This is a genomic window from Cupriavidus alkaliphilus (assembly GCF_014191175.1).
GTDB classification, from domain to species: domain Bacteria; phylum Pseudomonadota; class Gammaproteobacteria; order Burkholderiales; family Burkholderiaceae; genus Cupriavidus; species Cupriavidus alkaliphilus.
On record NZ_JACHWE010000007.1, the window covers coordinates 101232 to 128209 of the forward strand.

Annotated in this window: 21 protein-coding genes; 13 read left to right on the forward strand and 8 right to left on the reverse strand. The window is 64.5% G+C overall.

Translation table 11 applies throughout. The features are described 5' to 3' along the window. Positions 1 to 7: 7 nt before the first annotated feature. The 8 genes from FHX60_RS21825 to FHX60_RS27925 all read left to right on the forward strand — a co-directional run bounded on the left by FHX60_RS21825 (position 8) and on the right by FHX60_RS27925 (position 9771). Complete coding sequence (locus FHX60_RS21825; RefSeq protein ID WP_183284601.1) at positions 8 to 1333, forward strand: DUF3300 domain-containing protein; 1326 nt, start codon at positions 8 to 10, stop codon at positions 1331 to 1333. Between the two features lie 3 nt (positions 1334 to 1336). Next, positions 1337 to 2215: a DUF2950 domain-containing protein gene (locus FHX60_RS21830; protein WP_183284602.1), complete on the forward strand. Its 879-nt coding sequence runs from the start codon at positions 1337 to 1339 to the stop codon at positions 2213 to 2215. A gap of 178 nt (positions 2216 to 2393) precedes the next feature. Next, the gene (locus FHX60_RS21835; RefSeq protein WP_183284603.1) at positions 2394 to 3482 is read left to right on the forward strand and encodes an extracellular catalytic domain type 1 short-chain-length polyhydroxyalkanoate depolymerase; all 1089 of its coding nucleotides are present in this window, start codon (positions 2394 to 2396) and stop codon (positions 3480 to 3482) included. 328 nt (positions 3483 to 3810) lie between these two features. Further along, positions 3811 to 3939 (forward strand): hypothetical protein, encoded by a 129-nt coding sequence (locus FHX60_RS27840; protein WP_260164402.1) that lies wholly within the window; start codon positions 3811 to 3813, stop codon positions 3937 to 3939. Positions 3940 to 4593: 654 nt separating this feature from the next. After that, positions 4594 to 5127 (forward strand): fimbrial protein, encoded by a 534-nt coding sequence (locus FHX60_RS21845; RefSeq protein ID WP_112776394.1) that lies wholly within the window; start codon positions 4594 to 4596, stop codon positions 5125 to 5127. 82 nt (positions 5128 to 5209) lie between these two features. After that, a complete protein-coding gene (locus FHX60_RS21850) occupies positions 5210 to 5953 on the forward strand; it encodes a fimbrial biogenesis chaperone (RefSeq protein ID WP_112776395.1) in 744 nt (247 codons plus the stop codon). Between the two features lie 115 nt (positions 5954 to 6068). Beyond that, positions 6069 to 8630 carry a fimbria/pilus outer membrane usher protein gene (locus tag FHX60_RS21855; RefSeq protein ID WP_183284604.1) on the forward strand — a complete coding sequence of 854 codons (2562 nt, stop codon included), beginning with the start codon at positions 6069 to 6071 and terminating at the stop codon, positions 8628 to 8630. 118 nt (positions 8631 to 8748) lie between these two features. Beyond that, positions 8749 to 9771, forward strand: a complete 1023-nt coding sequence (locus FHX60_RS27925; RefSeq protein ID WP_183284605.1) for a fimbrial protein — start codon at positions 8749 to 8751, stop codon at positions 9769 to 9771. Between the two features lie 67 nt (positions 9772 to 9838). Here FHX60_RS27925 and FHX60_RS21865 read toward each other — a convergent pair whose 3' ends face one another. From FHX60_RS21865 to FHX60_RS21875, 3 genes are all read right to left on the reverse strand, one after another. Further along, positions 9839 to 10816, reverse strand: coding sequence for a tripartite tricarboxylate transporter substrate binding protein (locus FHX60_RS21865; protein ID WP_112776398.1), 978 nt, complete (start codon positions 10814 to 10816; stop codon positions 9839 to 9841). A 96-nt stretch (positions 10817 to 10912) separates the two neighbouring features. Beyond that, positions 10913 to 12325: an amidohydrolase family protein gene (locus FHX60_RS21870; protein ID WP_112776399.1), complete on the reverse strand. Its 1413-nt coding sequence runs from the start codon at positions 12323 to 12325 to the stop codon at positions 10913 to 10915. A 170-nt stretch (positions 12326 to 12495) separates the two neighbouring features. After that, positions 12496 to 13416, reverse strand: coding sequence for a LysR family transcriptional regulator (locus FHX60_RS21875; RefSeq protein WP_183284606.1), 921 nt, complete (start codon positions 13414 to 13416; stop codon positions 12496 to 12498). Between the two features lie 98 nt (positions 13417 to 13514). Here FHX60_RS21875 and FHX60_RS21880 point away from each other — a divergent pair, with 98 nt between their 5' ends. Further along, positions 13515 to 15104 carry an amidohydrolase family protein gene (locus tag FHX60_RS21880; protein ID WP_311730299.1) on the forward strand — a complete coding sequence of 530 codons (1590 nt, stop codon included), beginning with the start codon at positions 13515 to 13517 and terminating at the stop codon, positions 15102 to 15104. A 236-nt stretch (positions 15105 to 15340) separates the two neighbouring features. After that, a complete protein-coding gene (locus FHX60_RS21885; RefSeq protein WP_183284607.1) occupies positions 15341 to 16417 on the forward strand; it encodes a porin in 1077 nt (358 codons plus the stop codon). An 82-nt stretch (positions 16418 to 16499) separates the two neighbouring features. Here FHX60_RS21885 and FHX60_RS21890 read toward each other — a convergent pair whose 3' ends face one another. Both FHX60_RS21890 and FHX60_RS21895 read right to left on the reverse strand, forming a co-directional pair. Next, a complete protein-coding gene (locus tag FHX60_RS21890) occupies positions 16500 to 17501 on the reverse strand; it encodes a Bug family tripartite tricarboxylate transporter substrate binding protein (RefSeq protein ID WP_183284608.1) in 1002 nt (333 codons plus the stop codon). A 96-nt stretch (positions 17502 to 17597) separates the two neighbouring features. Next, the gene (locus tag FHX60_RS21895) at positions 17598 to 19673 is read right to left on the reverse strand and encodes a metallophosphoesterase (RefSeq protein WP_183284609.1); all 2076 of its coding nucleotides are present in this window, start codon (positions 19671 to 19673) and stop codon (positions 17598 to 17600) included. Positions 19674 to 19832: 159 nt separating this feature from the next. Here FHX60_RS21895 and FHX60_RS21900 point away from each other — a divergent pair, with 159 nt between their 5' ends. Next, positions 19833 to 20651: an IclR family transcriptional regulator gene (locus tag FHX60_RS21900; RefSeq protein ID WP_258397019.1), complete on the forward strand. Its 819-nt coding sequence runs from the start codon at positions 19833 to 19835 to the stop codon at positions 20649 to 20651. 127 nt (positions 20652 to 20778) lie between these two features. Here the strand turns inward: FHX60_RS21900 and FHX60_RS21905 are convergent, their stop codons facing one another. From FHX60_RS21905 to FHX60_RS21915, 3 genes are all read right to left on the reverse strand, one after another. Further along, complete coding sequence (locus FHX60_RS21905; RefSeq protein WP_183284610.1) at positions 20779 to 21765, reverse strand: Bug family tripartite tricarboxylate transporter substrate binding protein; 987 nt, start codon at positions 21763 to 21765, stop codon at positions 20779 to 20781. Between the two features lie 88 nt (positions 21766 to 21853). Next, complete coding sequence (locus tag FHX60_RS21910) at positions 21854 to 23047, reverse strand: lipid-transfer protein (protein WP_183284611.1); 1194 nt, start codon at positions 23045 to 23047, stop codon at positions 21854 to 21856. Positions 23048 to 23084: 37 nt separating this feature from the next. After that, the gene (locus tag FHX60_RS21915; RefSeq protein WP_183284612.1) at positions 23085 to 24224 is read right to left on the reverse strand and encodes an acyl-CoA dehydrogenase family protein; all 1140 of its coding nucleotides are present in this window, start codon (positions 24222 to 24224) and stop codon (positions 23085 to 23087) included. Between the two features lie 353 nt (positions 24225 to 24577). Here FHX60_RS21915 and FHX60_RS21920 point away from each other — a divergent pair, with 353 nt between their 5' ends. Continuing rightward, positions 24578 to 25786: a CaiB/BaiF CoA transferase family protein gene (locus tag FHX60_RS21920; RefSeq protein WP_183284613.1), complete on the forward strand. Its 1209-nt coding sequence runs from the start codon at positions 24578 to 24580 to the stop codon at positions 25784 to 25786. A gap of 20 nt (positions 25787 to 25806) precedes the next feature. Beyond that, complete coding sequence (locus FHX60_RS21925) at positions 25807 to 26973, forward strand: acyl-CoA dehydrogenase family protein (RefSeq protein WP_183284614.1); 1167 nt, start codon at positions 25807 to 25809, stop codon at positions 26971 to 26973. Positions 26974 to 26978: the final 5 nt, after the last annotated feature.

Consider the following 26978-nt stretch of genomic DNA (forward strand, 5'->3'; position numbering starts at 1 on the left):
CGTCAACATGCATCGTCTTCAACAGCTTTTCGCATGGTGCCTGGCACTGATGCTGATGGCGCCGCTGCAGCCCGCGCTGGCGCAAGCCACGCTGAGCCAGGCGCAGCTGGACCAGCTGACCGCACCGGTGGCGCTGTATCCGGATGCGCTTCTGTCCCAGGTGCTGATGGCCGCCACGTATCCGGCCGACGTGGCCGCGGCGGCGCAGTGGTCCAAGGCCAATCCCAGCCTGTCGGGCGATGCCGCGACCAAGGCGGTGGCCGGCCAGAACTGGGATCCCAGCGTGCAGTCGCTGGCAGCCTTCCCGTCGGTGCTCGACATGATGGGGCGCCAGCCGCAGTGGGTGCAGTCGATCGGCGATGCGTTCCTGGCGCAGCCCAACGACGTGATGGACTCGGTGCAGCGGCTGCGCTCGCAAGCGCAGAAAGCGGGCACGCTCAAGACCACTGAACAGCAGAAGGTGGTGACCCAGAGTTCGGGCGGTACCACCATCGTGCAGATCGAGCCGGCCAATCCGCAAGTGGTCTACGTGCCGGCCTATAACCCGACCACGGTCTACGGCACCTGGCCGTATCCGGCCTATCCGCCGGCGTATTACCCGCCGCCGCCAGGCTCGGTGTTCGCCACGGCGCTGGTGTCCGGCATCGGCTTCGGGCTGGGGGTGGCAGCGGTCGACGCGATGTGGGGCGGGTTCGACTGGCACGACCACGATGTCAATATCAACGTCAACCGCTACAACAACATCAACGTCAACCAGCGCCTGGATGTGAATCGCGCCAACGTGAACTGGCAGCACAATCCGGCCCAGCGCGGCAATGTGCCCTACAACAATGCGGCCGTGCGCGGCCGCTATGACCAGCAGCGCCAGGCCGGCCTGGCCAATCGCCAGGCGGGGGCGCAGCCGGGCCAGCGCGTCGGCGCCGCCGGTGCGGTGCAGCGCGAACCGTCCGCACGCGACCAGGCACGTGATCGCGCCGCGCGCTCGTTCGAAGGGCATACCGGCCAGTCCATTCCCGGCCATGCCGGCCGCACCGAAGGTACGCGGCCCGGCGCGGGCGACGCCGGCGCGCGCAATCCGCGCCCCGCGGGTGCCGAGCACCAGCGCGCGGACCAGGCCGCGGCGCGCGACCGCGCCCGCAATGCCAATCGTGACAGTGCGCTGCGCGACGCCGGCAACGGCGAACGCATGCGCCAGCAGACCCAGCGCGCCGGGTTGTCCCAGCAGCAGGTGCGTCCGGCCGCGCACAACGCTGGCGGCATGCATCAAGGCGGCGGGCTGGGGGGCGGGGGCCGGCGGGGCGGCGGTGAACATTTTGGCCATGGCCGGAGGTAAAGCATGATGCGCAAGACCGGTAACCTGATCTCCGCCGTCGCCTTCGTCCGCGGTGCGCGCGTGCTGCCTGCGGTGGCTGCAGCCCTGGCATTGACACTGGCCGCCCCCGCCGCGGCTCAGCAGGTCTATCCGAACCCCGAAGCGGCGGCCGATGCGCTCGGCGATGCCATCGCGCGCAGCGATGGCGACGCGCTGAAGCGCGTGCTTGGGCGGCAATACCAGTCGCTGGTGCCGCAGGGCTCGATCGACCAGGACGACGTCTATGACTTCCTGGGCGCATGGGCGCGCCACCACGCCGTGCAGCCCGAAGGCGACAACCGTGCGCGCATTGCGGTGGGAGAGAGCGGCTGGACCTTCCCCGTGCCGCTGGCCCGGCAGAATGGCGGCTGGCAGTTCGACCTGCCCGCCGGCAAGCAGGAAGTGCGCCGCCGCCGCCTTGGTCGCAATGAGCTGGTCACCATGGAAACCTTGCTGCAGCTGGCAGACGCCCAGCAGCGCTATGCCGATCAGGTAGGCCAGGGCCGCTTCGCCCGGCGCCTGATCAGCACGCCCGGCAAGACCGACGGACTCTACTGGCCCGCCGCCAGCGATCAGGACGCCAGCCCGCTCGGTCCCGACGCGCTGGCAATGGGTCCCGAAACGCCCGCCGCCGACGCCTTCTATGGCTATCACTACCGCATCCTGCCGGTGGGCAAGGGCGGCGAGGCCTCGTACGGCCTGATCGCGTGGCCGGCCCGCTACGGCGATACCGGTGTCAATACCTTCATGCTCGGCAGCGACCGTGTGTTCTACGAACGGGACTTCGGACCCGGCACGGCATCGCGCGCGCGGGCCATACGCAGCTTCTCGCCCGAAGGCTGGAAGCGCGTGGCCGATCGCTGACATCTTTCGCTTGCGCCGCCCGGCGGTGATGGGCCGCCGGCGGGCCACGGCATCGTCAAAGTTTCGTTTCGTTTTTCCGACGCATAGCCGTCCATGGCGGATGGACGACTCACGCCTGTGGTATGCTGCAACGCAACAATAAAGGCATAGGGGGAGATTCCGTCACAAAGGAGTCCTCATGACGAAGAGCCTTGCAGCAGACTGGCATGCCCGCATGCGGCGTTTGAGCCGCGTGCAGACCCGCACGGAAGCCCAGGTGAAATCCTGGCTCCGGCGCATGGATTCGCTGAATCCACTTACACCGACGCACCTGCCCGACCCGCCCCGGCCTGTCCGGCCTGCGCGCCCGGTCGCCGATCCCGGCATCCTGCCCGGCACCTGGCAGGCCCACCGCCTGCGCCTGGCACCCATGCCGGGCGAACTGGTGCCGCAACTGTCGTATCACCTCTACATCCCGTCGAAGGCCCATCGCGGTCCGCTGCCGGTGGTGGTGGTCCTGCACGGCTGTCGCCAGACGCCGGATGACCTGGCCGCGGGCACGCGCCTGAATGCGCTGGCCGAACGCGAGGGCTTTATCGTCGCCTACCCGCAGCAGCCATTGCGCCGCCAGGTGCAGCGCTGCTGGCAGTGGTTCGACCTGAGCGCGACCGACGGCGGACGCGAGGCGCAGGCGGTGGCCGCGCTGGTCGACGCACTGGCGGCGCGCCATGACGTGCGCGAACGGGAGATCTACCTGGCAGGCATGTCCGCGGGCGCGGCCATGGCCGCGGTGGTGGCGTTGCGCTATCCGGACAAGGCGGCGGCCGTGGCGCTCCATTCGGGCGTGGTCATCGGCGCGGCCGGGAACCCGCGTGCCGGCTTGCGCGCGATGCAGGCGGGCTCCGAGGCCGAGCCCGCCTGGCTGCTCGATGCCGCCGGCGTGACGCCGGGCGGCCCGGAGATGCCCGCGCTGGTGATCCATGGACTGGCCGATGACGCGGTGCATCCGGTCAACGGACGGCTGCTGGCGCGGCAGTTCCTGGCCTACAACGGCCTGGAAGACCGCCTCGCCGGCCGCCCCGCGCGCTTCGAGCCGGAAGGCAATGTCCCGGGCCGGTCGCATGAATACCGCTTCGGCCGCTGGCACCGCGACCTAGTGACACTGGTCGAGGTGGAGGGACTGGGCCACGCCTGGAGCGGTGGCGACCACCGCTACCACTACCACAGCGAGATCGGGCCCGATGCCAGCACCATGATGTGGCAGTTTTTCCGGCAGCACCGGCGCTAAGGCGAGCCCGCGGGCAGCAGAAGTAGATGGCGTCCCGCCACAAGGTACAGCGGGACACCGACCGAGCGCGCGGCTGGCTCAGTGCTGACTCAGTGCTGACTGGCACCGGCCGCGCCGATGCCAGTCATGGCGCGCACGAACTGCGCACCGTAGCGCTGGCGTTCGGCGCTTGCCTGCGCCGAGCGGTCCAGCACCGGGCCACCACCAGCGGTTGAGCGCGTCCTGCGCCATCTGCACTGGTGCATGAATACCGGCGCGTGCTGCTGCGCGACCCAATCTGCCTGAGGCGCTGCTGCCGCAGGACTGGCCGGGAAGGACGGCGCGGGAGATGTTCAGCGCGATGTATGGCGCGTTGCTGGCGGCGAGCGAGGATTCCGTGCAGCGCACGGTGGAAGTGGCGGACGGGAAACTGGCGAATGCGGGGAAGGTGCTGCGCAGCCGGTTTGTACATGGCTGAGCGTTTCGCCGCCCTGGCCCGCCCACGCACGGTCTTGCTCACACCGATGGACCGGCAGCATTCGGACAAGTAAAAAAAAGCTGTCCGATCCTTATTTGCTACTTGCCGCCCCAGGCAAAAAACGGAACCGCAATGCCCATTGCGCTCCGCACATGACTTTCCCCGACTTCGCCTCGCAAAGCTCCACGCGCACTATTCAAACCAAGCTTTGATAATCGGATAAATGCAGCCAGCGGAAGCTTGACGAGACCGACGCACTTTTGGCTATTTTTCGATTTCCTTCCATTGTTGGCATTTAGCAAGAGTATTACGCTTCACCCTGTCCGCAGCCAATGCTTGCGGAACGTGGGTGGCGATCCAGCATGCTACCCGGCCGCGCAGTCGCAATCATTGTAGTAATCAGATTACATGGACTCCAGACTCATTATGGTCGTTGGCCATCTTGCTGAGTTACTCGATGCCTGCGTCGGCCACGCCATATAGCGTCACGCTGGTTTTTGCTAGCCACAAGAAAATGCGATCCAGAATGGTTGCGAGCCTAATGCTCAAGCTTTGAGTGCTCCTCCATCTGGTGGGCAACATTCGGGAAAACGGTGTTTGGCCGCACCATGATCGGCCTAATTCTAAGTCCTCAACCTTAAGGAAAGAAAAATCATGAAGACCAAGCTTCTCTCGGCAGCGATCGTTGCTGGTGCAGCCATCGCGTCGCAAAGCGCCTTCGCTTCGGACGGCACCATCACCTTCAACGGCGCGCTGACGGCGCAGACCTGCGACATCTCCAGCAGCATCGGGGGCAAGGACTTCACCGTCGTGCTGCCCACGGTCTCCACCTCGACGCTGAACGCTGCAGGCCAGACCGCTGGTGACTCCGCCTTCTCGATCCAACTGACCAACTGCACGCCGGACAGCGGACCGGTTCGTACTCAGTTCGAAGCCGGCTCGACCGTAAACGCCAACGGCCGCCTGGTTCAGCAAACCGGTACCGCCGCCAACGTGGAAATCCAGCTCCTGAACGGCGATGGCTCCATCATCAAGGCTGGCGACCCGGTCGCTTCGCAAGGTTCGAAGCCGACGACGATTGCTTCGGGTGCCGCGACGCTGCCGTACATCGGCCGCTACTTCGCGACCGGTGCCACCACGGCGGGCACCGTCAACTCCTACGTGACCTACTCGATCGCTTACCAATAAGCATTCGGCAGGCGATGAGGGAAGATGGTGCCTCGTGCACCATCTTCGTTGGCTTAGTAAAGAGTGTATTAAGGATACGATCATGAACACGAGGCGAATCATCCGGACCGTGATTTGCTCGGCGCTGTTGTTGGGCGGCATTGTTGGTCCCATGCAGGCGCACGCCTCTGTCGTGATTGCCGCGACGCGCGTGATCTACAACGCGAAAGAGCGGGAAACCACCATCAAGCTGAGTAATGAAGGCAAGACGCCAAGTCTGACGCAGGTGTGGGTGGACAAAGGCGACGAGCAAGCAGAACCAGCCTCCGTGGATGTGCCATTCACTGTCACGCCGCCGGTCGCGCGCCTTGATCCTGGCAAAGCCCAGACGTTGCGCATTGCCTATACCGGCGAGGCGTTGCCCGCCGACAAGGAGTCGGTGTTCTGGTTGAATGTGCTGGATATCCCGCCGAAGGCGAAAGACGAAGGTGGCAAGCTGAACTTGCTGCAACTTGCGATTCGCTCCCGTATCAAGCTGTTCTTCCGCCCCGCAAACCTGCCGGGCAATCCGGAAGAAGCTCCGGATCAAATTCAATGGCGCCTGGTGTCGGGCGGCATCGAGGCCAGCAACCCTACGCCTTATCACGTCTCCTTTGCCGAAATAGAAATCGTGGCCGGTGAGCGGTCGGCGAAGTATGAAGAGGGCGGCATGGTACGCCCTGGCGAGGCCAAGGTGTTCCCGCTCAAGGGCGATTGGCACATGGCGACCGGCACTAAGGTCCGGTACCAGGCCATCAACGACTTCGGCGGTCCGCACCGCAACGAAGTTGCCTTGCAGAAGCAGTGAAAGCAACGGGCTGTGTTGACATCGCAGCCCGCATAGATCCAGTCATCCAACGAATGTGTGCGATGCCGCCGAGGCGCGGTAAGGATGCGTTCGACCTTAGTCCGCGTCCACCATCATGCAAAAGTCCAAGCGCAACCCCTTCCCCTCGCATCTGTGCCCGATCAGCGCCGTTGTCCTGATGCTGGTGAGTGGGGTGCCGGTGTTTGCCGCTACGCCTGCCGAGCAGGGCAGCCTGGTTGCCGAGGTTCAGTTCAACGACGCGTTTCTACAAAAGGGACCTGGCGGTAATATCGATATCAGCCGGTTCAGCAAGGGCAACATTGCTGCGCCCGGCCAGTACCGTGCTGAGCTTTTTGTGAACCAGGTTTGGCTGGGCCGCTCCGAGGTGACACTGCGGCAGATTGGCGACGACAAGACCAATGTACAGGCCTGCTTCGATCGGGCCGCGCTCGAGCGTCTCGGGGTCGATCTTGCGAAGCTCGGAGAAAAGGCGCTTGATTTGCTTGCCGGGACGTCTTGCGTCACGCTGCCTGAGCTGATTGCAGACGCTACCGCCAGCTACGACAGCGGCGAACTCCGGCTGGACGTCAGCGTGCCTCAGGCCTTCATGTCGCGCAACGCCCGCGGCTATGTCGACCCGAAGTTCTGGGACGATGGTGTCAACGCGGCCAAGCTCCAATACAACGCCAGCATCTACCGGTCGGAGAGCTATGGGACTTCTTACACCCAGGGCTACATTGGGGTGAACGCCGGCTTGAATGTCGGGCCATGGCGGCTCAGTCATATGGGAACCTATACCCACAATGATCAGGCCGGCAATCAGTATCAGTCGTTGCAGACCAACGCCAGGCGTGCCATTGCCGCGCTCAAGAGTCAGCTGACGATCGGTGATGGCTTTACCGATGGCGCGCTGTTCGATTCGGTGGGTTTTCGCGGCGTGCAGATGGCCAGTGACGACCGGATGTATCCGGAGTCGCTGCGCGGCTATGCGCCGACGGTGCGGGGCATTGCCTCGTCCGCCGCCCGGGTTCAGGTGCGCCAGAATGGAAACATCATTTACGAGACCACCGTCCAGCCTGGGGCGTTCGAGATTAGCGACCTGTACGCCACGGGCTACGGTGGTGATCTGGAAGTGGTTGTCACCGAAGCGGACGGCAGCGTCCACGTCTCGAAGGTCCCTTACGCCGCGGCGGTGAATGCGCTGCGACCGGGCATTACACGCTATTCGGTCACTGCTGGCCAATACCGTAATACCGGCGCACGCATCAGCCCGTTCATGATTCAGGCCACCGTGCAGCACGGCTTGTCGAACATGGTGACCGGCTACGGCGGCGCCACGCTGAGCGAAAACTATGGCGCGGTGATGATGGGCGCGGCCCTGAACACCGACTACGGCGCGTTTGGCGCGGACGTTACCTACGCACGTACCAGGCTCGAGAACGAGCCGGACCGCGATGGCCAGAGCTACCGCCTCAGCTATACCAAGCTGGTCGCACCGACCAATACCAACCTGACGCTGGCAGCCTACCGCTATTCGACCCGCGGCTATCTCGGCGTGGCTGATGCCATGACACTGATGGATCTGGATCGCCGGCACATCGCGCAGGGGATGGTGGGCGTCCAGCGCGGTCGCTTGCAGCTGACGTTGAACCAGAATTTGCCGCAAGGTTGGGGCAACTTCTATTTCAGCGGCTCCACGCAGGACTATTGGAACCGGAGCGGCCGCGATACGCAGTTCACCCTGGGTTATAACAATTTCTACAAGCGCATCAGCTACGGTGTCTCCGCTTCGCGCGAGTTCAATCTGACACAGAGGGAATGGGTCAATCGCGTCATGCTGACGTTCGGCATCCCGTTGGGTAATGGCGCGCGTGCGCCGATGTCCGTGACAAGCCTCCAGCACGACTCGACCGGCGCGACCAGCGTGCGTGAATCCGTGAGTGGCACGCTGGGCGCGGACAACCAATTCAGCTACGGCGTGAATGCCTCTCACACCTCCGGTGGCGGCAACAACTCGGATGCTTCGGTGGGCGCTACAGCCATTTACGTGGCGCCCATGACCACACTCAACGGCAGCGTCAGCAAGGGCAACAACTACACCCAGGCGAGTGCGGGCATCTCCGGCGGCATCGTGGCCTACCCGGGCGGTGTGGCTTTCACGCCGATCATGGGCGAGACCATGACCATTATCGAGGCGAAGGAAGCCGCGGGCGCCCGGGTGACCAACGCTGCCGGGCTGCGCCTGGACCCATGGGGACGAGCGATTGCCGCCAACGTCATGCCGTTCTCGCGTAACCAGATTGAGATCGATCCCAAGGGCCTGCCGATGAGTGTGGGTCTGAAGTCGACGACTACCGGGACCAGTCCGACCGCCGGTGCCGTGACTGTCGTGAAGTTTGAGACGGAGAACCTCGGTACGCCGGTGTTGATTCGCGCAACGCGCAAGGACGGCAAGCCGCTACCGTTCGGTGCCTCGGTGATCGATGTCTCAGGTAAGGAAGTTGGTTTCGTCAGCCAAGGCAGCAAGATTCTCGCGAACGTACATCAGGACACTGGTGAACTGACCGTGAAATGGGGGGAGGGGACTTCCGCATGCCGACTGAAATACGAAGTGCCGCAGGGGAAGAGCGACATGGGCTCCGGCTACGTGGTACTTGATTCTCGCTGTGCTTTCTAGTACGGGCCGATGAGATTGAAATGCAATTGCTTTGGCAGGATGCGGCGCCGGCAAGAATCGCTGTTGAAAGAGAGCTCTTGCTTGTCCTGCGTTTTCCTTTGTATTACCGGAGTCTGATGTGAACCAATTCAAACAGCTTGTTTACCTGGCTCTTTCGATGCTTCTGATTCACGCCGGGAGCGCGTTTGCCGACTGTTCGCCTTCTGGATCGCCGCCGCAGACCAATACCGTGCTGGCATTGCCAAGTAACCTGTCATTCAAGCGGAACACGCCGGTTGGGACGATCATTTATGATTCGCAATGGGTCGCCAGTGGCAGCGCGCATATCTATTGCACGGTCGGCATGCCGGTGACGATTGGCTTCGCCGGATCCTTGACGCCGGTACCGGGCATGCCGCATGTCTACGAGACCGGAGTGCGCGGGGTCGGGATCAAGGCGGCATACTCGAATACGATTACGGCCAGCTATCACCCGGCCGATATCGATGCAGTGGACAACTATGCGGCATGGCTGCTGGATTCGCCCCCGAGGCAATTGACGACTACCCCGACCGCCGCAACCTATACGCCCGCCGGAGTTTTCCGCGTGCAGTACATCATCACCGGTCCGTTAGCGTCCGGAACCATGCAACTCCCGAGTCCGGCCGCCCGGACGAGCTATGGAAGTCTCGCCACGAACATTGTCACTTTTACTACGACAACGGTGAACATTCAAAGCATAGGTTGCAGAGTTCTGGGAGGAGGCGACATCACGGTGACGCTGCCCACGCAGCCTGCCAGTTCTCTGAACAACGTTGGGGACGTCTCCGGCGGAAAGGACTTCTCCATTGATCTGTCATGTGACACCGGTGTTGCGGTTTCCTACCGGATCGACGGTACGGTGGCGCCGGGAACCGACGCAGCAACAGGGGTCCTGGCAACGGCAGGGGGAGCCAACCAAGCGGCCGGTGTGGGCATCCAGATCCGGAAGCGTTCGACTACCACGCCGGTACCTCTGGGCAGCATGGTTTCCTATGCCACGACAACGTATGACAACCAACTCCTCAACATACCTCTGACTGCCTACTACTACCGGACCGGAACTCCGGTGACCGGCGGGGCCGTCAACGCGGTGGCGACATTCACGATGAACTATATGTGACCTTCGAGTGCTGCCGGGAGTGCTTCCGCGACCGGCCCTGCGCGGCGCCGGACCCGGCGCCAGCCGTTCAGTTCAACTCGGACAGCTTCTCGTCCTGAATCACCTTTCGCCACTGGCTGACTTCTTCGGCCACGAAGCGCTGGGCGGTGTCGTGGCTGGTGTGCCACGGTTCGGCCGCCTGCATCCGAAGCGATTCGGCGACATCGGCGCGCTGCAGGGTCACGCGGACCATCTCGCCCAGCTTCGCCATGATGTCGGCACGCAAGCCTTTCGGGCCGGCGAAGGCATACCAGGCAGTGACATCGAAGCCGGGGAGCACGGTCTCGGAGATGGTCGGGGCGTTCGGGTACAGGCGGAAGCGCTCGCGGGTGGTGACGGCCAGCACCTTGACCTTGCCGCTGTCGATGTAAGGGCTCATGCCAGCCAGCGAGGTGAAGATCACCGGGACTTCTCCGCCGACCACGGCCAGCGCCGTTGCACTGCCTCCCTTGTAAGCGACGTGGCTCAGGCGCACTCCTGTTCTCGCCTGCAGCAGCGCCGCCGCCAAATGCATGCCGGTGCCATTGCCGCCGCTGCCGTAGTCCACCTTGCCAGGCTGCTGCCTTGCCGTGTTGACCAATTGACCGATGGTGTCGAATCCCGCCTTCGGGTTCGCGACGATCGCGTAAGGACTGCGGGCGATCATGGAGACCACGGCAAAGTCTTTCACCGGGTCATAGCCCAGCGCTTTGTAGAGTCCGGGAGCGGTGGCATGCCCGGAAGCCATCAGGTAGAGCGTGTAGCCGTCGGGGGCGCTGCGCGCCACGTACCGGGCCGCAATGGTGCCGCCTGCGCCGGGTTTGGCCTCGACAATGGCAGGCTGGCCGAAGCGCTCCTGGAATTGGGCCGCGAGCAGCCGCGCGAAGCTGTCGATGGGCCCGCCCGGGGCGAAGCCGTGGATGATCCGCACGGGCTTGCCTGGCCAGGCATCTGGCGCCTGGGCGAAGGCGGCTTGGGCGGCAAGGTGCAATGCGGCGAAGGCAAGGATAAGGTGGCGTCTTTTCATTGGCGTGGTCGAAGGTCGATGCTTGGGCCGATCTGTTGGCGCCCGATCGGCGGCGGGGGCCGGGGCGGGCGGCGTGTTGCTGCGGTGTGGTCCGGCTCAGGTAAAGCGGATGGTGGCTGCCTGTCGGCCAATGCGCTGTTGGGCTTCGACGAGCTGTGCCTTGAGCGCGCGCCAGTCCACACCCATCATCTTGCCGTGGCGCTTGCGCGCCTTGCCGGCGATCCAGACGCTGTCGACGTCAGCCGTACTGGCGAAGGTGACCACGCGGTCCGCCAAGCTTCCCGCCATGCCGAAACCGACTCGCTCCGTGCTCAGCAGGACGAGGTCGGCACGCTTGCCAACCCGGATCGAGCCGGTGGTATCGCCGAGCCGAAGCGCTTGCGCACCGTGGGCCGTGGCAAAGTCGAGAATGTACTCAGAGTTGCATGCGCGCATGACTTCGCGGCATTCAGGGTCGAGATAGAGGTTCCAATAGGTTGCCCGGATGTGCTCGAAATAGTCGCCCGGCAGCGCGAGCGAGATGTCGATGCCCATGCTGGTGGGCACGCCTGCACGCCGCGAACGCCCATGCACCGACGGCCCCTTGCTTTCGGACATGACATAGGGAAATTCTCCCATCGCCGTGGCGCAGATCATGCCGCCGGTATCGCGCAGCATGGCAAGTTCGTCGGCCGTCAGGCGATTGGCGTGGGTGGCCTGGTAGTCGGGGCCCAGCAGGCCGGCTTCATAGAGGTCACGGATGCCCGAGTCGCGGTGGCCCATGAACCCGGCTGGGTACGGGTTCTCGGGTTTGTGGATATGTGCGGCGAGCATGCCGACGCCCATGCCGCGCGCACGGGTCCATTCGCTGCGGATGTCTGCCAGGCTGGATCCGGTGTTGCCGCTGGGTGCCAGGGCCAGCTGCAGCGGCGCCTCGCTGTCAGAGAACAGCTCGCGTTGCAGGCGCTCTGCCGTTGCCCAGTGGCTTTCGGTCGTCTGGGCAATGCGTTCGGCGTCCGCCTTTGCCAGCGGCACGGTGTCCCCCGCCTTGTATGAGGAAGACACGCCTAGCTGGAAGCCGAACCAGCCGGCGATGCCGGAGTCCTTCAAGCCCTGTGCGGCGCCCATGGCGCAGGCCTCGGTCGGCTGCCCGTGGGCGAAGTCGAACAGGGTGGTGACGCCGGAATCGATCGCCTGGAGGCCGCCGATCAGCTCTGCCAGGTAATTGTCCTCGGGGGTCATGCAGACGATGGTCCGCATCTTCCATTGCTGGTAGTACCTTGCGTAATCGGCGGGCCGGGACTTGACCAAGCGCCCCATGTCGATGATCTCCCAGACATGCCGATGGCCGTCGATCATCCCGGGCATCAGGATCATGCCGGTGGCGTCGATCGTCTCTGCATCGCGCACGGGCAGGTCCACGCCGATTGCAGCGATACGATCGCCTTCGATCAGCACGTCTGCGCGCAACTCGCCGAGACCTGCATCCATCGTCAGGACGTCGGCGTTCTTGATCAGGGTTCTGTTCATGGTTCCATTGGCTCCTATAGGGGAGCCTGGATGCTGTCATTCCCTGGTGGCCGGATAAACCGGCGTACACGAAACAATGGCTTTCCCACAGGAAAAGAATCGCCGGCCGATCGCGCAGCGCTCGCCGCCGCTGGCGAGACGATTCGATGCAAGGCGCAGGGCGGATGATGTCAGGCGTCTTGCCTCTCGGCCGGCAAGGACGAGCCGAAGTCGAACCGCCGGGATACGAGGCTGACGAATTCCCGGACCTTCGGCGAGGCGCGCCGCGGTTGCGGATAGGCGGCGTAGAGCGTCCTGGCCTGCGGACACCAGTCCGGTAGGATGGTGCACAATCGCCCCGCCGCCAGGTCGTCGATGACGAGAAACGCAGGCAGCAGGCAGATGCCTGCGCCGTCGAGGACGGCCTCTCGCAGGGTCAGGCTGTGATTGCAGCGGAACGCGCCGGTGACATGCACCGCGCTTTCTTCGCCTTCTCGGGTGAAGCGCCACTCGTTGGGTGCGATGCCGCGCGTGTAGACCAGGCAGCTGTGTCGTGCCAGGTCGGCAAGATCGAGCGGCAACCCGCGGTGGCTGACGTAACCGGGTGCGGCGACCAGCAGCCGCGGCATCGCGGCGATGGGATGGGCGCCTTCGGCCGAGCCCTTTGGCGTGGTGGCAATGTAGAAGGCGACGTCGACGCCTTCCTCGGCGGGATCGACGAAACGATCGTTGAGCGTCATCTCGACACTGACCTCCGGGAACCTCGCCGTGAACTCCGCCACGGTACGCCCGAGGCTGGCGTTGCCAAGCGATACCGGGGCGCGCACCTTCAGCAGGCCACGCGGGACAGTCTGCACCACGCCAGCCGAGCGTTCGGCATCCTCGATTTCATCGAGGATGCGCGTGCACTTCTCATAATAGTTCTTGCCTGCCTCGGTCAGCACGATGCGCCGGGTTGTGCGGGCCAGCAGCGGCGTCCCGATGTGGCTTTCCAATGCAGAGACATACTTGCTGACCGACGCCGTCGACATGTCCAGGCGTTCCGCCGCGACGGTAAAACTGCCGCGCTCGACCACCCTGCAGAAAACGTTCATCGCTGTAAGACGGTCCATACTCTTTCTCGCCCGGAAACCCATTTTTTCGGGAACGAATGTTCAATCCCGGAGGCATCGCTGTCAATATGGCCGACACAATAACGACGGAGCGAGACGTGAGCAAGAGAGTGACTGAGATTTCGGATGATGCGCGCGAGCCGCTGACCATGTCGCGCAAGGCGTTCCTGCGCCTGTCGGGAGCAGGCATCGTTGCTGCGGCGATGGGGGCAAAGGCCGGAGCACAGCCAGCGCCGCGGGCCACGGGCGCAGCCATTGCGGCGAGCAACGCTCCGCGTCGAACTTTGATCCGGAACACGGATGTGCTCACCATGGACGCTCAGTTCCGTGAACTGCATGCTGTCGATGTGTTGATCGACGATGGCCGGATTGCGTCGATAGGGAAGAACATCACGGCGGCTGACGCTGAAACGATCGACGCGGGTGGAATGATCCTGATGCCCGGCATGGTCGATGGCCACCGGCATCTGTGGCAATGCGTGGATGCCGGCCGGCTGATCAAGATGGATCCGTCGAGCTATTCGCGGGCCTACCTGGGGTGGCAGCGCCGCATGATGGCGTGCATGACGCCGGAAGACAACTATCTGGCGGAACTGATCGGTGGCCTCCAGGCGATCGATTCCGGCGTGACGACGGTGCTCGATTTTGCCCATGGCCAGCCCAGTGCAGAGACGGCGCTGGCCGCGGCCCGTGGCGTACGGGATTCCGGCGTGTCGGGATGGTTCGCATACCAGCTGGGCCGTGCCGTGGCGTTTGGACCGGGATCGACGGTCTCGATGGCACGTGTCCACGCGGACCTCAATACCACCACCGAGCACAGCTGGAAGATTGCCGAACAGCTGCAGAGGGAGATTTTTTCGGATAGCGCGTCGCCATTGCAGCTTGGCCTGGCGCCATCGAACGCGATCGGACGCCCCGTGGCGGAGGTCCGCAGGGAATGGGAGCGGGCGCGCGGCACCGGAGTCAGAATGCTCGCCGCGCACTTGCACAAGCCTGCCGCGCCCACCGCGCCGGGAACCATTGGCCAGCGCGATTCCGGCATCCGGGATCTCCATGATGCAGGCCTGCTCGGGCCGGACTATCACGCGTCGCATGGCAACCGCTTGACCGCCGAAGAACTCGGCCTGCTTCGCGACACCGGCGGCATGCTCTGTTCAACGGTTGTCGGCGAGTTCCCCTACATGCTGACGCCACACATGATGGCATCTTCGCACGGCCGCGCCCGGCATGCGGGCGTTGCGGCAGGGATCGGCGTCGACGGGCCGCTGGTCGTGCAGCAGGACTTCTTCGAGCACGTGCGTGGCGCGTTCCTCAGTCTCTTCCTGGAACCGGAGGGGCGTGACATCGTGCGCGCCTACAAGTCGCAGGACAGCCTGGACTTTGCGACGGCACTCGGTGCAAAGGCGGTACGGCTGGGTGATGAGGTCGGCAGTGTCGCCGTCGGCAGGCGTGCCGATCTGGTACTGCTGCGAACCGACCGGATCGGCTTCGCCATGCAGGGGAGTCTTGCCGACCGCGTGGCGAACTTTGCCTCGCTCGCGGACGTCGACAGTGTCTGGATCGCAGGCAAGGCGCGCAAGCGCAACGGGACCATGCTCGGCGTGGACTGGCCCAAGCTGAAGCGGGAACTGGCCGCCGCACAGCAACGCCTCGCCAGGCAAATGGCGACCATCACCTTCACCGCCTGATCCGCTTCCGGCAACGCGATTTCCCGGGTAACGAAAGCCCGGTGCCATTGACGTCGGCCTGGCGCCGGCGACGGTAGCGCAGCGAACGGGCTCCAAGCGGGAAACCCTTCGATTTCACCATCCACCCATTCGGCTGCCGCGCGATCCGGAATCGCGCGGCACGGGATCTTATTGCCTGCAGCCCTTGCAGAACCGGCACCGGCGCACGAAGCGGCAAACGACCAAGGAGAGACTTCATGAAGAAAAGCATACGGGTGACCGTCCTTACCCATCTTTGCGGACTGCTTGCGATAGCCGGTGTCGTGCCAGCGGGGAATGCCCAGTCAAGCGTCACGCTGTATGGCGTGGCGGACACCTTCCTCGAGTACAGCAATCATCTGCGTACGGCCGCGGACGCTGCAGCGGAGGGCGGATCCCGGGTGCGGGTGAACTCTGGCGGGCTGGCCGGATCCCGATGGGGCCTGCGTGGCGTCGAGAATCTCGGCGGGGGCTTGCAAGCGGTCTTTGCGCTGGAGAGCGGCTTCAATATCGATGCCGGCACCATGGGCGAGGCTGGCCGCCTGTTCAACCGGCAGGCGTTTATGGGCTTGAACACCGAGGGCTTCGGCAGGCTGACATTCGGGCGGCAGTACACCAGCATGTTCGATCTGCTGCCGCTGTTCATGCCGCTTACCTATGCCGGGGCCTATGAGCCGATGCCGTTCCTGATGGGCCCGCTGCGCGTGGACAATGCCGTCAAGTACCGCATTGCGCGCGGGCCCTTCGCTGCGCAGGCGCACTACGGATTCGGCGAGCAGGCCGGGTCCTGGCAGGGCAATGCCTCGTGGGGAGGCGGCGCCAGCTATATCAGTGGCGAGCTCGGCCTCGCTGCGGTGTATGACCAGGCCAACGGCCTGGATACGGTGACTGGCTACGGCAGGATGCGCAAGGTGGCGGTCGCGGCTACCTATGCGCCAGGCGCATGGCGCTTGACGGCCGGCTACCGCTGGGCGGAGGAAACCACAGCGAGCGGAGACAGGAAGCAACGCGACGATATGTGGTGGGCGGGCGTGGGATATCGGCTGACGCCGGCGTTCCAGGTGAATGCAGCCTTTTACTATGACGATACGAAAGCCACGGTTGGCCACGCCAGTCCGTCCAATCCCAGGCAGTATGTCGTGCAGGGTGTCTATGCCGCTTCGAAGCGCACGGATCTGTACGGGGCCGTGGCATACGTGCGCAATGCCGGCCTGAATTTCGCAGCACTGGCGACGCTTGCACCCGGCGCGCGCAGCCAGACCGGGGTGGCGCTTGGCATGCGGCACAAGTTCTAGCGGAACGCCGGCGAACGACTGTCGGGCCGCCGCCATGGAATGGGGCGGCCTTCCGTGTTGGAGACGTAGTCCCCTGCGTCATTCACTGAACCGAGATTTTTGCGTTCCGAATGACCTCGCCCCAGCGGCTGATCTCGGCCTGGTTGAAGACGCGGAATTGCTCACCTGGCAGGAAGGAAACCTGCGCCCCATCGGCCTGCAGCGTTGCTTTCACGCGCGGGGTGTCCAGGGCCCGGGCCACGCTGGCACGTAGCCGCTGCAGGATCTCGGGAGCCGTCTTGGCCGGCGCCACGATGCCTGCCCATGAGGTGACATCGAAGCCGGGGAGCGCTTGCTCGTTCAGGCTCGGCACATCGGGCAAGGCTGGCGAACGAAGGTTCGACGTGACGGCTATCGCGGTCAGCTTGCCTGCCTTGACTTGCGGAAGCATCGCCGGGATCGGATCGAACATCACCGAGACTTCGCCGCTCATGGCACCCATCATGGCCGGGCCGCCGCCCTTGTAGGCAACATGGGTCATTGACACCTTGCCCATCAGCTTGAACAGTTCGCCGCTCAGGTGCCCGGCTGAGCCGACGCCAGCTGACGAATAGAACGCCCCGGAAGGATTGTTACGAAGGAACGTCAACGCTTCCTCTGGCGTCTTGATGCCGGAGTTTGGCGTGGCCGCCATCAGCAGCGGATAGCGTGCCACCAGCGCCACGTGCTCGAAGCTCTTGAGGGGGTCGACACCGCTCTTGGGGTAGAGCCAGGGATTGATGGCGTGGCTGCTGACGGTTGCCATGAACAGTGTGTAACCGTCCGGATTCGCGAGGGCTACAGCGCTGGCGCCGAGGTTGCCTGCGGCACCAGGTCGGTTTTCCACCACCACCGATTGGCCCAGATCGTCCTGCATGGCCTGGGCGACGAGTCGCGCGAGCTTGTCGGTGGAACCGCCGGCGGCGTAGCCGACCACCAGCGAGATGGGTCGCGACGGGTATTTCGACTGCGCCTGCGCGGGAGCGGCAAGGGCGGCACAGGCAAGTGCGGCAGCCATTGCGGCCAGCCTGGTTTTCGAGAAACGGAAGGGGGCGGAGGCTTTCATGGTGTCTTCGGAAAGTGTGCCATGCCTGCGGTGGCCGCCGGAACATGACGTTGGATCATGATTTGGACCGGGAAAAAGGCGCTGTACCAACGATGCCTAGAGTCGGACGAGCATGACTTCATGCCGCGGCCACAGGCTTGGCGCGTCAAGCGTGGCGCGTACTGCCGCAGCAGCCTGGGGGGCGGCTCCGTCCCCCCCGCACAAATCGAACACGGCAGCGTCGTGCGGCACGCCGGCGAGCACGGCGCGTACGGTATCGGTGTTGCCGCAGGCCAGCCAGTAATGCGTGCCGCCGGCCTTGAAGCGCAGCGATGTGCGCGCATCGGTCAGCGGAGTCTCCAGCGTGATGGCGCCGGTGTTCGAGAGCAGGGCTGACAGCATGGTGTAGGCCTGCGCCGGGACGCGCGGTGTGAAGCGGCGGTCGATGAAGGCGTGCCGAGGGAAATAGCCGCGATCCACATCCATAAATGTATCGAATACAAAGCGAAGGCGCGGAAACACCTTGGACAAGATCATCGCGTGTGCCACCCGTTCCACGTTCGCGCGATCATCTGCCCGCTCTCGGGCCAGGCTATCGCCGGCCAGTTTCAGCGAGAGTAGTACGCCACAGCCGGATCGATTGGCAAAGGCGGCGGCGGTGGCGGCCGCCTCGCACAGCGATTCATGCGAGGCCACGCGCACCGTGACGCCGTCGATTTCGCCGGCTTCGCGGGCGGCCGCGAGTCGCTCACCATACTCGGCGAGTTCACCGGTGCCAAAGCCGGATTTCACGTAGTGACTGAAGGTCTTGCCATCATATTGGGCGTGCTCGTAGCTCAGGATTTTCGCGTACCAGATTTGCGCGCCGGTGGTCGCGCGAAGAGTGCGCAACCTGTCGCGCTGCTTCTCGAAATTGGCGAAAGTGGCGTTGACTTCAAAGCCGGAAACGCCGCAGTCACGCAATGGCGTGTCGAGCAAGGCAGGCTTGGGCGTGCCAAGGGTGGTGACCAGATAGTTGAGGCCCTTGGGGGCCATCAATTTCATGCGCGCGCGGCAGTCCGCATCGAGGAGGTCTACCTCGGGTACTTTCGCCAACCGCACTCCCATTTCCCAAAGCGCCAGCAGCGGATAGTCATTGCGCGCCCACTTCCGGCCGAATTCCTGCACGCCGCCGGTCGCGGTAATCTGCATGGCCTCGGTCCAGGGATGGCGCAGTTCTACGCCAACGCAGTGAAAGTCGCTGGTCTGAGGGTGTGCCAGCAGGCGCAGTTGCGGATGGGAGGATGGCTCGTCGGGCTGTGCCACCACGCCCTGCGTACGCACCGCATAGGCAACATGACCGTTGGCGAAAACATCCACCACGAAATAGCCAAACTTGTCGGCGTCGCCGCGACCGAATTCGGTTTGTGGCGCGACGCGATAGAACTCGGAGAAATCATGCCGCAGGAAGGCAGTGGAGGGCAGCATGTAGAAGTCGGCGGTGCCGACACGGTCATACCAGAAGTTGTGGACATGCCCGGCGAACACCGCCTCCACGGCGGGCCGCGCCATCTGCGCCAGCAGCCATGTGCGTGCGGGCTCGTCGATATTGTCGTAATTGCCGCGCTCATCGGGGCGATGGAGATATGGTGGGTAATGCATGAAGAGGAAGACGCGCTGGCCGGCGGCCTCGGCCTCCGTGATCTGTGCTTCCAGCCATGCCTGCTGGCGCGGCTCGTCGGCAAGCCCTGAATTCAGCAGCAACGAGTTAAGCACGAGGCACCGTAGGCCGCCTTCTTCGAAGGCATAGAAATCGGCCCCGAAAACGTCGCGATAGAGCGCCAGATAATCGTCCGATACCTGATCCGCAGGCATCCAGTCAACGCACTTGTCGCCCACGTCGTGGTTGCCGGGCACCAGGTGCAGTGGCGGCTGTACAGGCGCGGCAATTTCGCGGAAGCGAGCCACGGCGTCATGAAAGGTCGGCAGCGCCGGCACCGGGTGGACGATGTCGCCAAGGTGGATGACGAAGCGCGGTGGCGGGTCCATGGCGGCGATCTGCTGGAAAACGTGACGCGCACGCCCATTGGCAAGACCATTGGTCAGAAATGGCGACGTCGTCACCTCATCGTGCTCATTGACATGCGTGTCCGCCACGATCACGAAAGAAAACAGAGGTGTCTCCGCCTGGCGGCTGCTTTTGATAATTTTCATATGTATGTTGTTGCGGCCCTTTGAATTCCGAATAGTGGAATTAAAACTCAGTTGTGTTTCAGTATGATGAAATCAGTCTTGGCGTCGGCGGGTACAATGTCAAGGTCTAATTCGACTGGCCGTGCATCTGGGGCGCGGCACCGGAAAAGGAGCATCTTTGTGAGTGAATTCAACGACGCAAGCCCGGAATTTCTGGACACCGAGGCGCTGTCCGACCACCCCCAGTTCGCCTCCACGCTCGCGCATGGCCTGGCCGTGCTGGGTTGCTTTGCCGGCGCCGGCACGACGCTTGGCAACAAGGACATTGCCGAACGGTTGGGCATGACCCGGCCTACGGTCTCGCGCCTGACCTTTACGCTGATGGGACTGGGTTACCTGAGGCGAGACCGCAGCGGAAAGTACTCGCTGGGCCTGGCGGTGCTGACGCTGGGCTATCCACTGCTGTCGCAGATGACCATTCGCCAGATGGCAGCGCCGGAGATGATGGAACTGGCTCAGTACGCGCGGGGTCCGGTGTCGATCGGAACCCGCGATCGGCTTCAGGTGGTCTACGTCGAAACGGTGCAGGGCCGCGAGGTGAGCTCCAACAAACCGGACATCGGCTCGACCCGCCCCTTCCTGCGTTCAGCGATCGGCCGCGCGCTGCTTTATGCGCTGGATCCGCGTGAACGCACGATGGTGCTGGAACGGCTGCGTGAAGCGCAGCCCGACGACTGGGCGAAGTACCGTGTCCCGATGGAGCTTGCCCAGCGGCAGATTGCGGAGCAGGGCTTTTGCGTGGTCGAAGGGGAGTGGAGCCCATCCTACTCCGGTGTAGGCGTGCCACTGCGGCAGCCGGTACATGGCATGCCCATGGCGCTGAACCTGACCGTGCCGGCGTATGCCACGGATCGAGAACACCTGGAGAAGAATCTGGGGCCGCGGCTGGTAAGCCTGGTCAGGAATATCGAATCCAAGCTGGGTTCGGAAGCGGCTTGAGTGGCTTGAGCGGCGGCTTCAGGCCGATGGCTTGCGTCGATGTGGGGCAACCACACGCGCTCGCATGATTGCGATGGACCGATCGCGGCTTAGCGTACGCGTGGCAGCGTGCCGCTGCCACGGGCGTTCATTCGGGTTGGATGCCGGCCATTTTGATCAGCTGCTGCCATTTGCCCTGGTCCTCGACGATGATGCGGGCAAGTTGTGCGCCGGAAGCGGGGTAGGCGGTGCTACCGCGCTGCACGTAGTGCTGCTTCGCCTCTGGCGAAGTGGCGAATTCCAATGCCCAGGCCTGCAGCTTCTCGACCACCGGGGCTGGCGTACCCTTGGGCGCGAACAGCCCGATCCAGCTCACCACCGAGACCCCGCCCATGCCGGTCTCGGCGATGGTGGGCACGTCCGCGAGTGCCGGCACGCGCTGGTCGCCCAACACCGCCAGCGCCCGCAGCTTGCGCGATGCCACCAGTGGCACCGCCGCCGAGATTTCCAGCGCGGTAAAGTCGAGCGTGCCGCCAATCAGGTCGGGCAGCAGATTGCTCATGGCCTTGTAGGGCACGTCCACCGTACGGATGCCGGCTACATCGTTGAACGCGGCCAGCATGACGCGGTAGCCCGCGCTGCTTGTGCCGTAGTTCAGTTGGCCCGGTCTGGCTCGCGCTGCACTGGTCAGGTCGGCCACGCTGCGGTAGGGAGAACTTGCGGCGACGACCAGCGCCACCGGCAGGGCGGACATGCGCGCCACGGGTACGAAGTCGCGCTGCGGGTTGTAGGGCAGGGACCGGAACAGGAACGGGTTGGCCGACATCGTCGATGCCGACGCCAGCAGCAAGGTATAGCCGTCGGGCGCTGCCTTGGCTACGTAGTCCGCCGCCAGTATGGTGTTTGCGCCGGGCCGGTTCTCGACGAAGAAGCTCTGGCCGGTTTTCTGGTGCAGGTACTTCGCCAGCAGCCGGGTGTAGTCGTCCACCCCGGTGCCAGCGCTGGTGACCGAGACAATGCGGACCGGGCGCTCGGGGTAGCCCTGCGCCCGTGCGGATGTGAGGGCGGCGCCAGGAAGCGCGCCTAGCAGCGCTGCGGCGGCCAGGCATCGCGCCAGCAAGGTGTTGCGTGGCATGGGTGTCTCCTTGAGGGCCGCTCTGCGGCGGCTCCATGGGATCTGCAGGCGGGAACACCCGGCCTGCAAAACCGGATTGAGGTCGCGCTCAGGCGGCGTTCTTGCCATACAGCGTCACCACACAGGCACCGCCCAGGCCAAGGTTGTGCTGCAGCGCCACGTTGGCGTTGGCGACCTGCCGATGCTCGGCGGTGCCGCGCAGCTGGTGGGTCAGCTCATAGCACTGGGCGAGGCCGGTGGCGCCCAGCGGGTGTCCCTTGGACAGCAGCCCGCCGGACGGATTGGTGACAACCTGGCCGCCATAGGTGTTGTTGCCATCCATCACGAACTTCTCGCCCGCGCCGATCTCGCACAGTCCAAGCGCCTCATAGGTCAGCAGCTCGTTATGCGCGAAGCAGTCGTGCAGCTCGCACACGCGAATGTCCTTCGGGTCCACGCCGGCCTGGTCGTACACCTTTGCCGCCGCCGCACGCGCCATATGGAAACCCGCGTAACTGATCAGCGAAGGCGGATCGAAGGAATCGACCGGGTCGGTCGTCATGGCCTGCGCGAGGATCTGCACATCGCTGCGCAGGCCGTGTTGCTTCGCGAATTTCTCCGACACGATCAACGCCGCCGCGGCCCCGCACGTGGGCGGGCAGGCCATCAGACGGGTCATCACGCCGGGCCACATCACCTTGTCGTTCATCACGTCCTCGGTGGTGACCACATTGCGGAACAACGCCAGCGGGTTGTTGGCGGCGTGACGGCTGGCCTTGGCACGGATGGCGGCAAAGGCCTCCATCGTGGTGCCGTACTTCTGCATATGCTCGCGGCCAGCGCCGCCGAACGTGCGCAAGGCCTGCGGCAGTTCCGGCACGTCCGCGGTCAGCGCCTGCATAATGTGCTGGAAGCGCGCACGGGTGCGAGGACGGTCGTCCCAGTGCGACTTCAGCGCGCCAGCCTGCATTTGTTCAAAGCCGAGCGCCAGCACGCAGTCGGCGTCGCCGGTGGCAACGGCCTGGCGCGCCAGGTACAGCGCCGTGGAACCGGTCGAACAGTTGTTGTTGACATTGACGATCGGGATTCCGGTCAGGCCGACTTCGTACAGTGCGGTCTGTCCGCAGGTGGAATCACCGTAGACATAGCCGACGTAAGCCTGCTGCACCAAGCGGTAATCGATGCCGGCATCGGCCAGCGCGCGGCGCGTGGCGTCGGCGCCCATGTCGGTATAGCTTGGGCTGGCGCCAGGCTTGCTGAACGGAATCATGCCGACCCCGCCCACCAGTGCTTTTTCGCTCATGTGTTCTCCATGTTTGTCGTGGTAATGGAAGCGCCGGTCAGAGCTTGCGCGCGATCAGGTCCCGCATGACCTCGTTGGCGCCGCCGACCACGCGCGAAACGCGATAGTCGGCGAATGCCCGGGCAATGGGGTACTCCAGCATGTAGCCATAGCCACCGTGCAGCTGGACCATGTCGTCCAGGCATTTCCACAGGGTCTCGGTGGCATGCAGCTTGGCGATGGCGGCTTCCTGCACCGTCAGCTTGCGCCTGAGGTGTTCGGCCAGGTAATAGTCAGTCATGGTGCGCAACGCCACGGCATGGGCCTTGACGTCGGCCAGCTTGAACTTCGTGTTCTGGAAGTCCCATACGGTCTGGCCAAACGCGCGCCGCTCTTTGACGTAGTCCAGCGTGATGCCGAGCAGGCGCTCCAGGGCGACGGCGGCGTAGAGCGCGATGATCAGCCGTTCCTGCGCCAGTTCCTGCATCAGGTAGCTGAAACCCTGGTTTTCTTCGCCAAGCAGGTTGCTGGCGGGCACGCGCACGTTGTCGAAGAACAGCTCCGCGGTATCGGCGGCGGGCTGGCCCACCTTTTGCAGCTTGCGGCCGCGGCGGAACCCCTCGCGATGCGTTTCCACCATGATCAGGCTGATGCCCCTCGCGCCCGCAGCGGGATCGGTCTTGCAGACCAGCATGATCATGTCCGCCGACATGCCGTTGGAAATGAAGGTCTTGCTGCCGTTGATGACGTACTCGTCGCCGTCGCGCACCGCGGTGGTCCGGGCGGCTTTGACGTCGGAGCCGCCGCCGGGCTCGGTGATGCCGACTGCCAGGATGGTTTCCCCCGCGCAGACCGACGGCAGCCACTTGCGCTTTTGCTCCTCGGTGCCGAGCCGGTTGATATAGGGCGAGATGATGTCCGAATGGAGGGAAAAGCCGGCGCCCGAGATACCGGCACGATGCATCTCTTCCAGGATCACGGCGGAATGGCCGAAATCTCCGCCGCCGCCGCCGTACTCCGCCGGAATCGCGGCGCAAAGCAGCCCCTCGCGTCCGGCACGCAGCCAGGTCTCGCGGTCCACGCGGCCGGCCTCGTCCCACTGGGCCTGGCGCGGCGCGCACTCTCGCTCGAAAAAACGCCGCGCGGTCTCGCGCAGCATTTCATGGTCTTCACGGAAAACGGTACGGATGACGTCCACCGGTTTCTCCTCACGGATCGGGCTTCAGGATGATGCCGCCGCGCCTCGGGCGTGCTGCGACATCGCATGCATTCATGATGGGAGGCGGGCAAGGCAGGCAGGACTCCCCGGAAAGGGGGGGGCGCCGGCTGGCCGTAGTGCGCCGGCATGTCGGGGCGGCCGCGCAGCCGGGCCGATAGCGCAGCCGATACGAACCAGGTATCGCGCGACACAAACAAAGTATTTTTCGCGGCATGCCGGGTTTCGTAGCATGGCCCCATCGATAAAGGGGAGACAGCAATGCAAGTGCGCAAGGCAGGGTGTGCGGTGGTGCAGCAATCGCCACGAACGACGGCGCCGCGAGGGCGGTCAATATGAGCGGACCCTTGACAGGCGTGCGCGTGGTGGACCTGACCACCGTCCTGATGGGGCCGTACGCCACCCAGATCCTTGGCGATCTCGGCGCCGACATCATCAAGGTCGAACCGCCGGGGGGCGACAACGTGCGGGCCATCGGGCCGGGGCGCAATCCGGGCATGGCCAGCGTGTTCCTGCATGCCAACCGCAACAAGCGCAGTGTGGTACTGGACCTGAAGCAGGACGCCGGGCGCGAGGCGCTGCTGCGCCTTGCCGCGGACGCGGACGTGCTGATCTACAACGTGCGTCCGCAGGCGATGGCGCGCTTGCGGCTGGGCTATGAGGAAGTGGCGGCGGTCAACCCCCGCATCATTTATGTCGGCGTGTACGGCTACGGACAGCGCGGCCCCTATGCGGCCAGGCCCGCTTATGACGACCTGATCCAGGGCGCGGTGGGCATCCCCTCGCTCAGCATGCTGGCGGGATCGGAGGTGCCGCGCTATGCACCGAACGCCATGGCCGACCGGATCGTCGGCATGAGCGCGGCCAATGCGGTGACGGCTGCGCTGCTTTATCGCGAGCGTACCGGCGCGGGCCAGTCGGTTGAAGTGCCGATGTTCGAAACCATGGCGCAGTTTGTCCTGGGGGACCACATGTACGGCCAGACCTTCGAGCCGCCGGAGGGGCCGGCCGGCTATACGCGCCTGCTCAATGACCACCGCCGGCCCTACCGTACCCGCGACGGCTACCTGTGCGTGATGGTCTACAACGACAAGCAGTGGCAGGCGTTCTTTGCGCTGATCGGCAAGCCCGAGGTGATGGCCTCGGATCCGCGTTTCGCTTCGATCGGCGAGCGCACCCGGCATATCCACGAGCTGTATCGCATGCTCAGCGACGTGATGGCCACGCGTAGCTCGGCGGAGTGGACCGCGTTGCTCGAAGCCGCCGACATTCCCGTGATGCCGATGCACACGCTCGATTCGCTGATGAGCGACCCGCATCTGCAGGAAGTGGGCTTCTTTGAGCTGGTCGAGCATCCCACCGAGGGTCGCATCCGTTCCATGGCGATTCCTACCCGCTGGTCGCGCTCCCAGCCTGGCCTCGAGCGGCACGCGCCGCGCCTGGGCGAGCACAGCGCCGAAGTGCTGGCAGAGGCGGGCTACAGCGCCGCGCAGATCGAAGCGATGGCGGCCGCGTCTGCCACCTATGTGCCCGAACAGCCTTGATCCCTTACCCACAGCTATCCATGGAACTGAATCTTTCCCCAGGGCACGGCGAGATCCGCGATGCCATCCTGAAGATCTGCGCGCGCTTTGACGCCGACTACTGGCTCGAGAAGGACCACGTTGGCGGCTTCCCGTCCGAATTCCACCAGTCGCTCGCCGAGGCGGGGTGGCTGGGCATCTGCATCCCGCAGGAATACGGCGGCACCGGCCTCGGCATCAGCGAGGCCGCGGTGATGATGCAGGCCATTGCGGAGTCCGGTGCGGGCATGAGCGGAGCCTCCGCGGTGCACATGAACATCTTCGGGCTCCACCCGGTGGTGGCATTCGGCACCGAGGCACAGAAGCGGCGCATGCTGCCGCCGCTGGTGGCCGGGCGTGAACGGGCGTGCTTCGCCGTCACCGAGCCCGATACCGGCCTGAACACTACGCAGCTGAAACTGCGCGCCCAGCGGCATGGCGACCACTACCTGCTCAACGGCACCAAGACCTTCATTTCGACCGCCAGCTGCGCCGAGAAGATGCTGATCCTGGCACGCACCACGCCGTTGGAGGCGGTGAGCGGCAAGACCGATGGGCTGAGCCTTTTCTACACCATGATCGATCGGGATCGCGTGGAAACGCGCGAGATCGACAAGATGGGGCGCAAGGCGGTCGATACCAACCAGGTCTTCATCGATGATCTCCGGGTTGCGGCAGATGACCGCATCGGCGACGAGGGCAAGGGCTTTCACTACATCCTGCACGGCATGAACGCCGAGCGCATCCTGGTGGCCGCCGAGGCGGTCGGGCTGGGCCGTGCGGCGCTGGCGCGCGCGGCGCAGTACGCCAGGGAACGCGTCGTCTTCGGTCGGGCCATCGGCAAGAACCAGGGCGTGCAGCATCCGCTGGCTGAATGCTGGATGGAGCTGGAGGCCGCGCACCTGATGATGCTGGAAGCGGCGCGGCGCTTCGATGGCGGCGAGAACTGCGGCGCCCAGGCCAATGCGGCCAAGTACCTGGCCGGCGAAGCCTGCTACAAGGCCTGCCAGACCGCGGTGATGACCCATGGCGGCTATGGCTACGCCAAGGAGTACCACGTGGAGCGGTACCTGCGCGAATCCCTGATTCCGCGCATCGCCCCGATCAGCCCCCAGCTGATCCTGTGCTTTATCGCCGAGAAGGTGCTCGGCCTGCCCAAGTCTTACTGAACGGA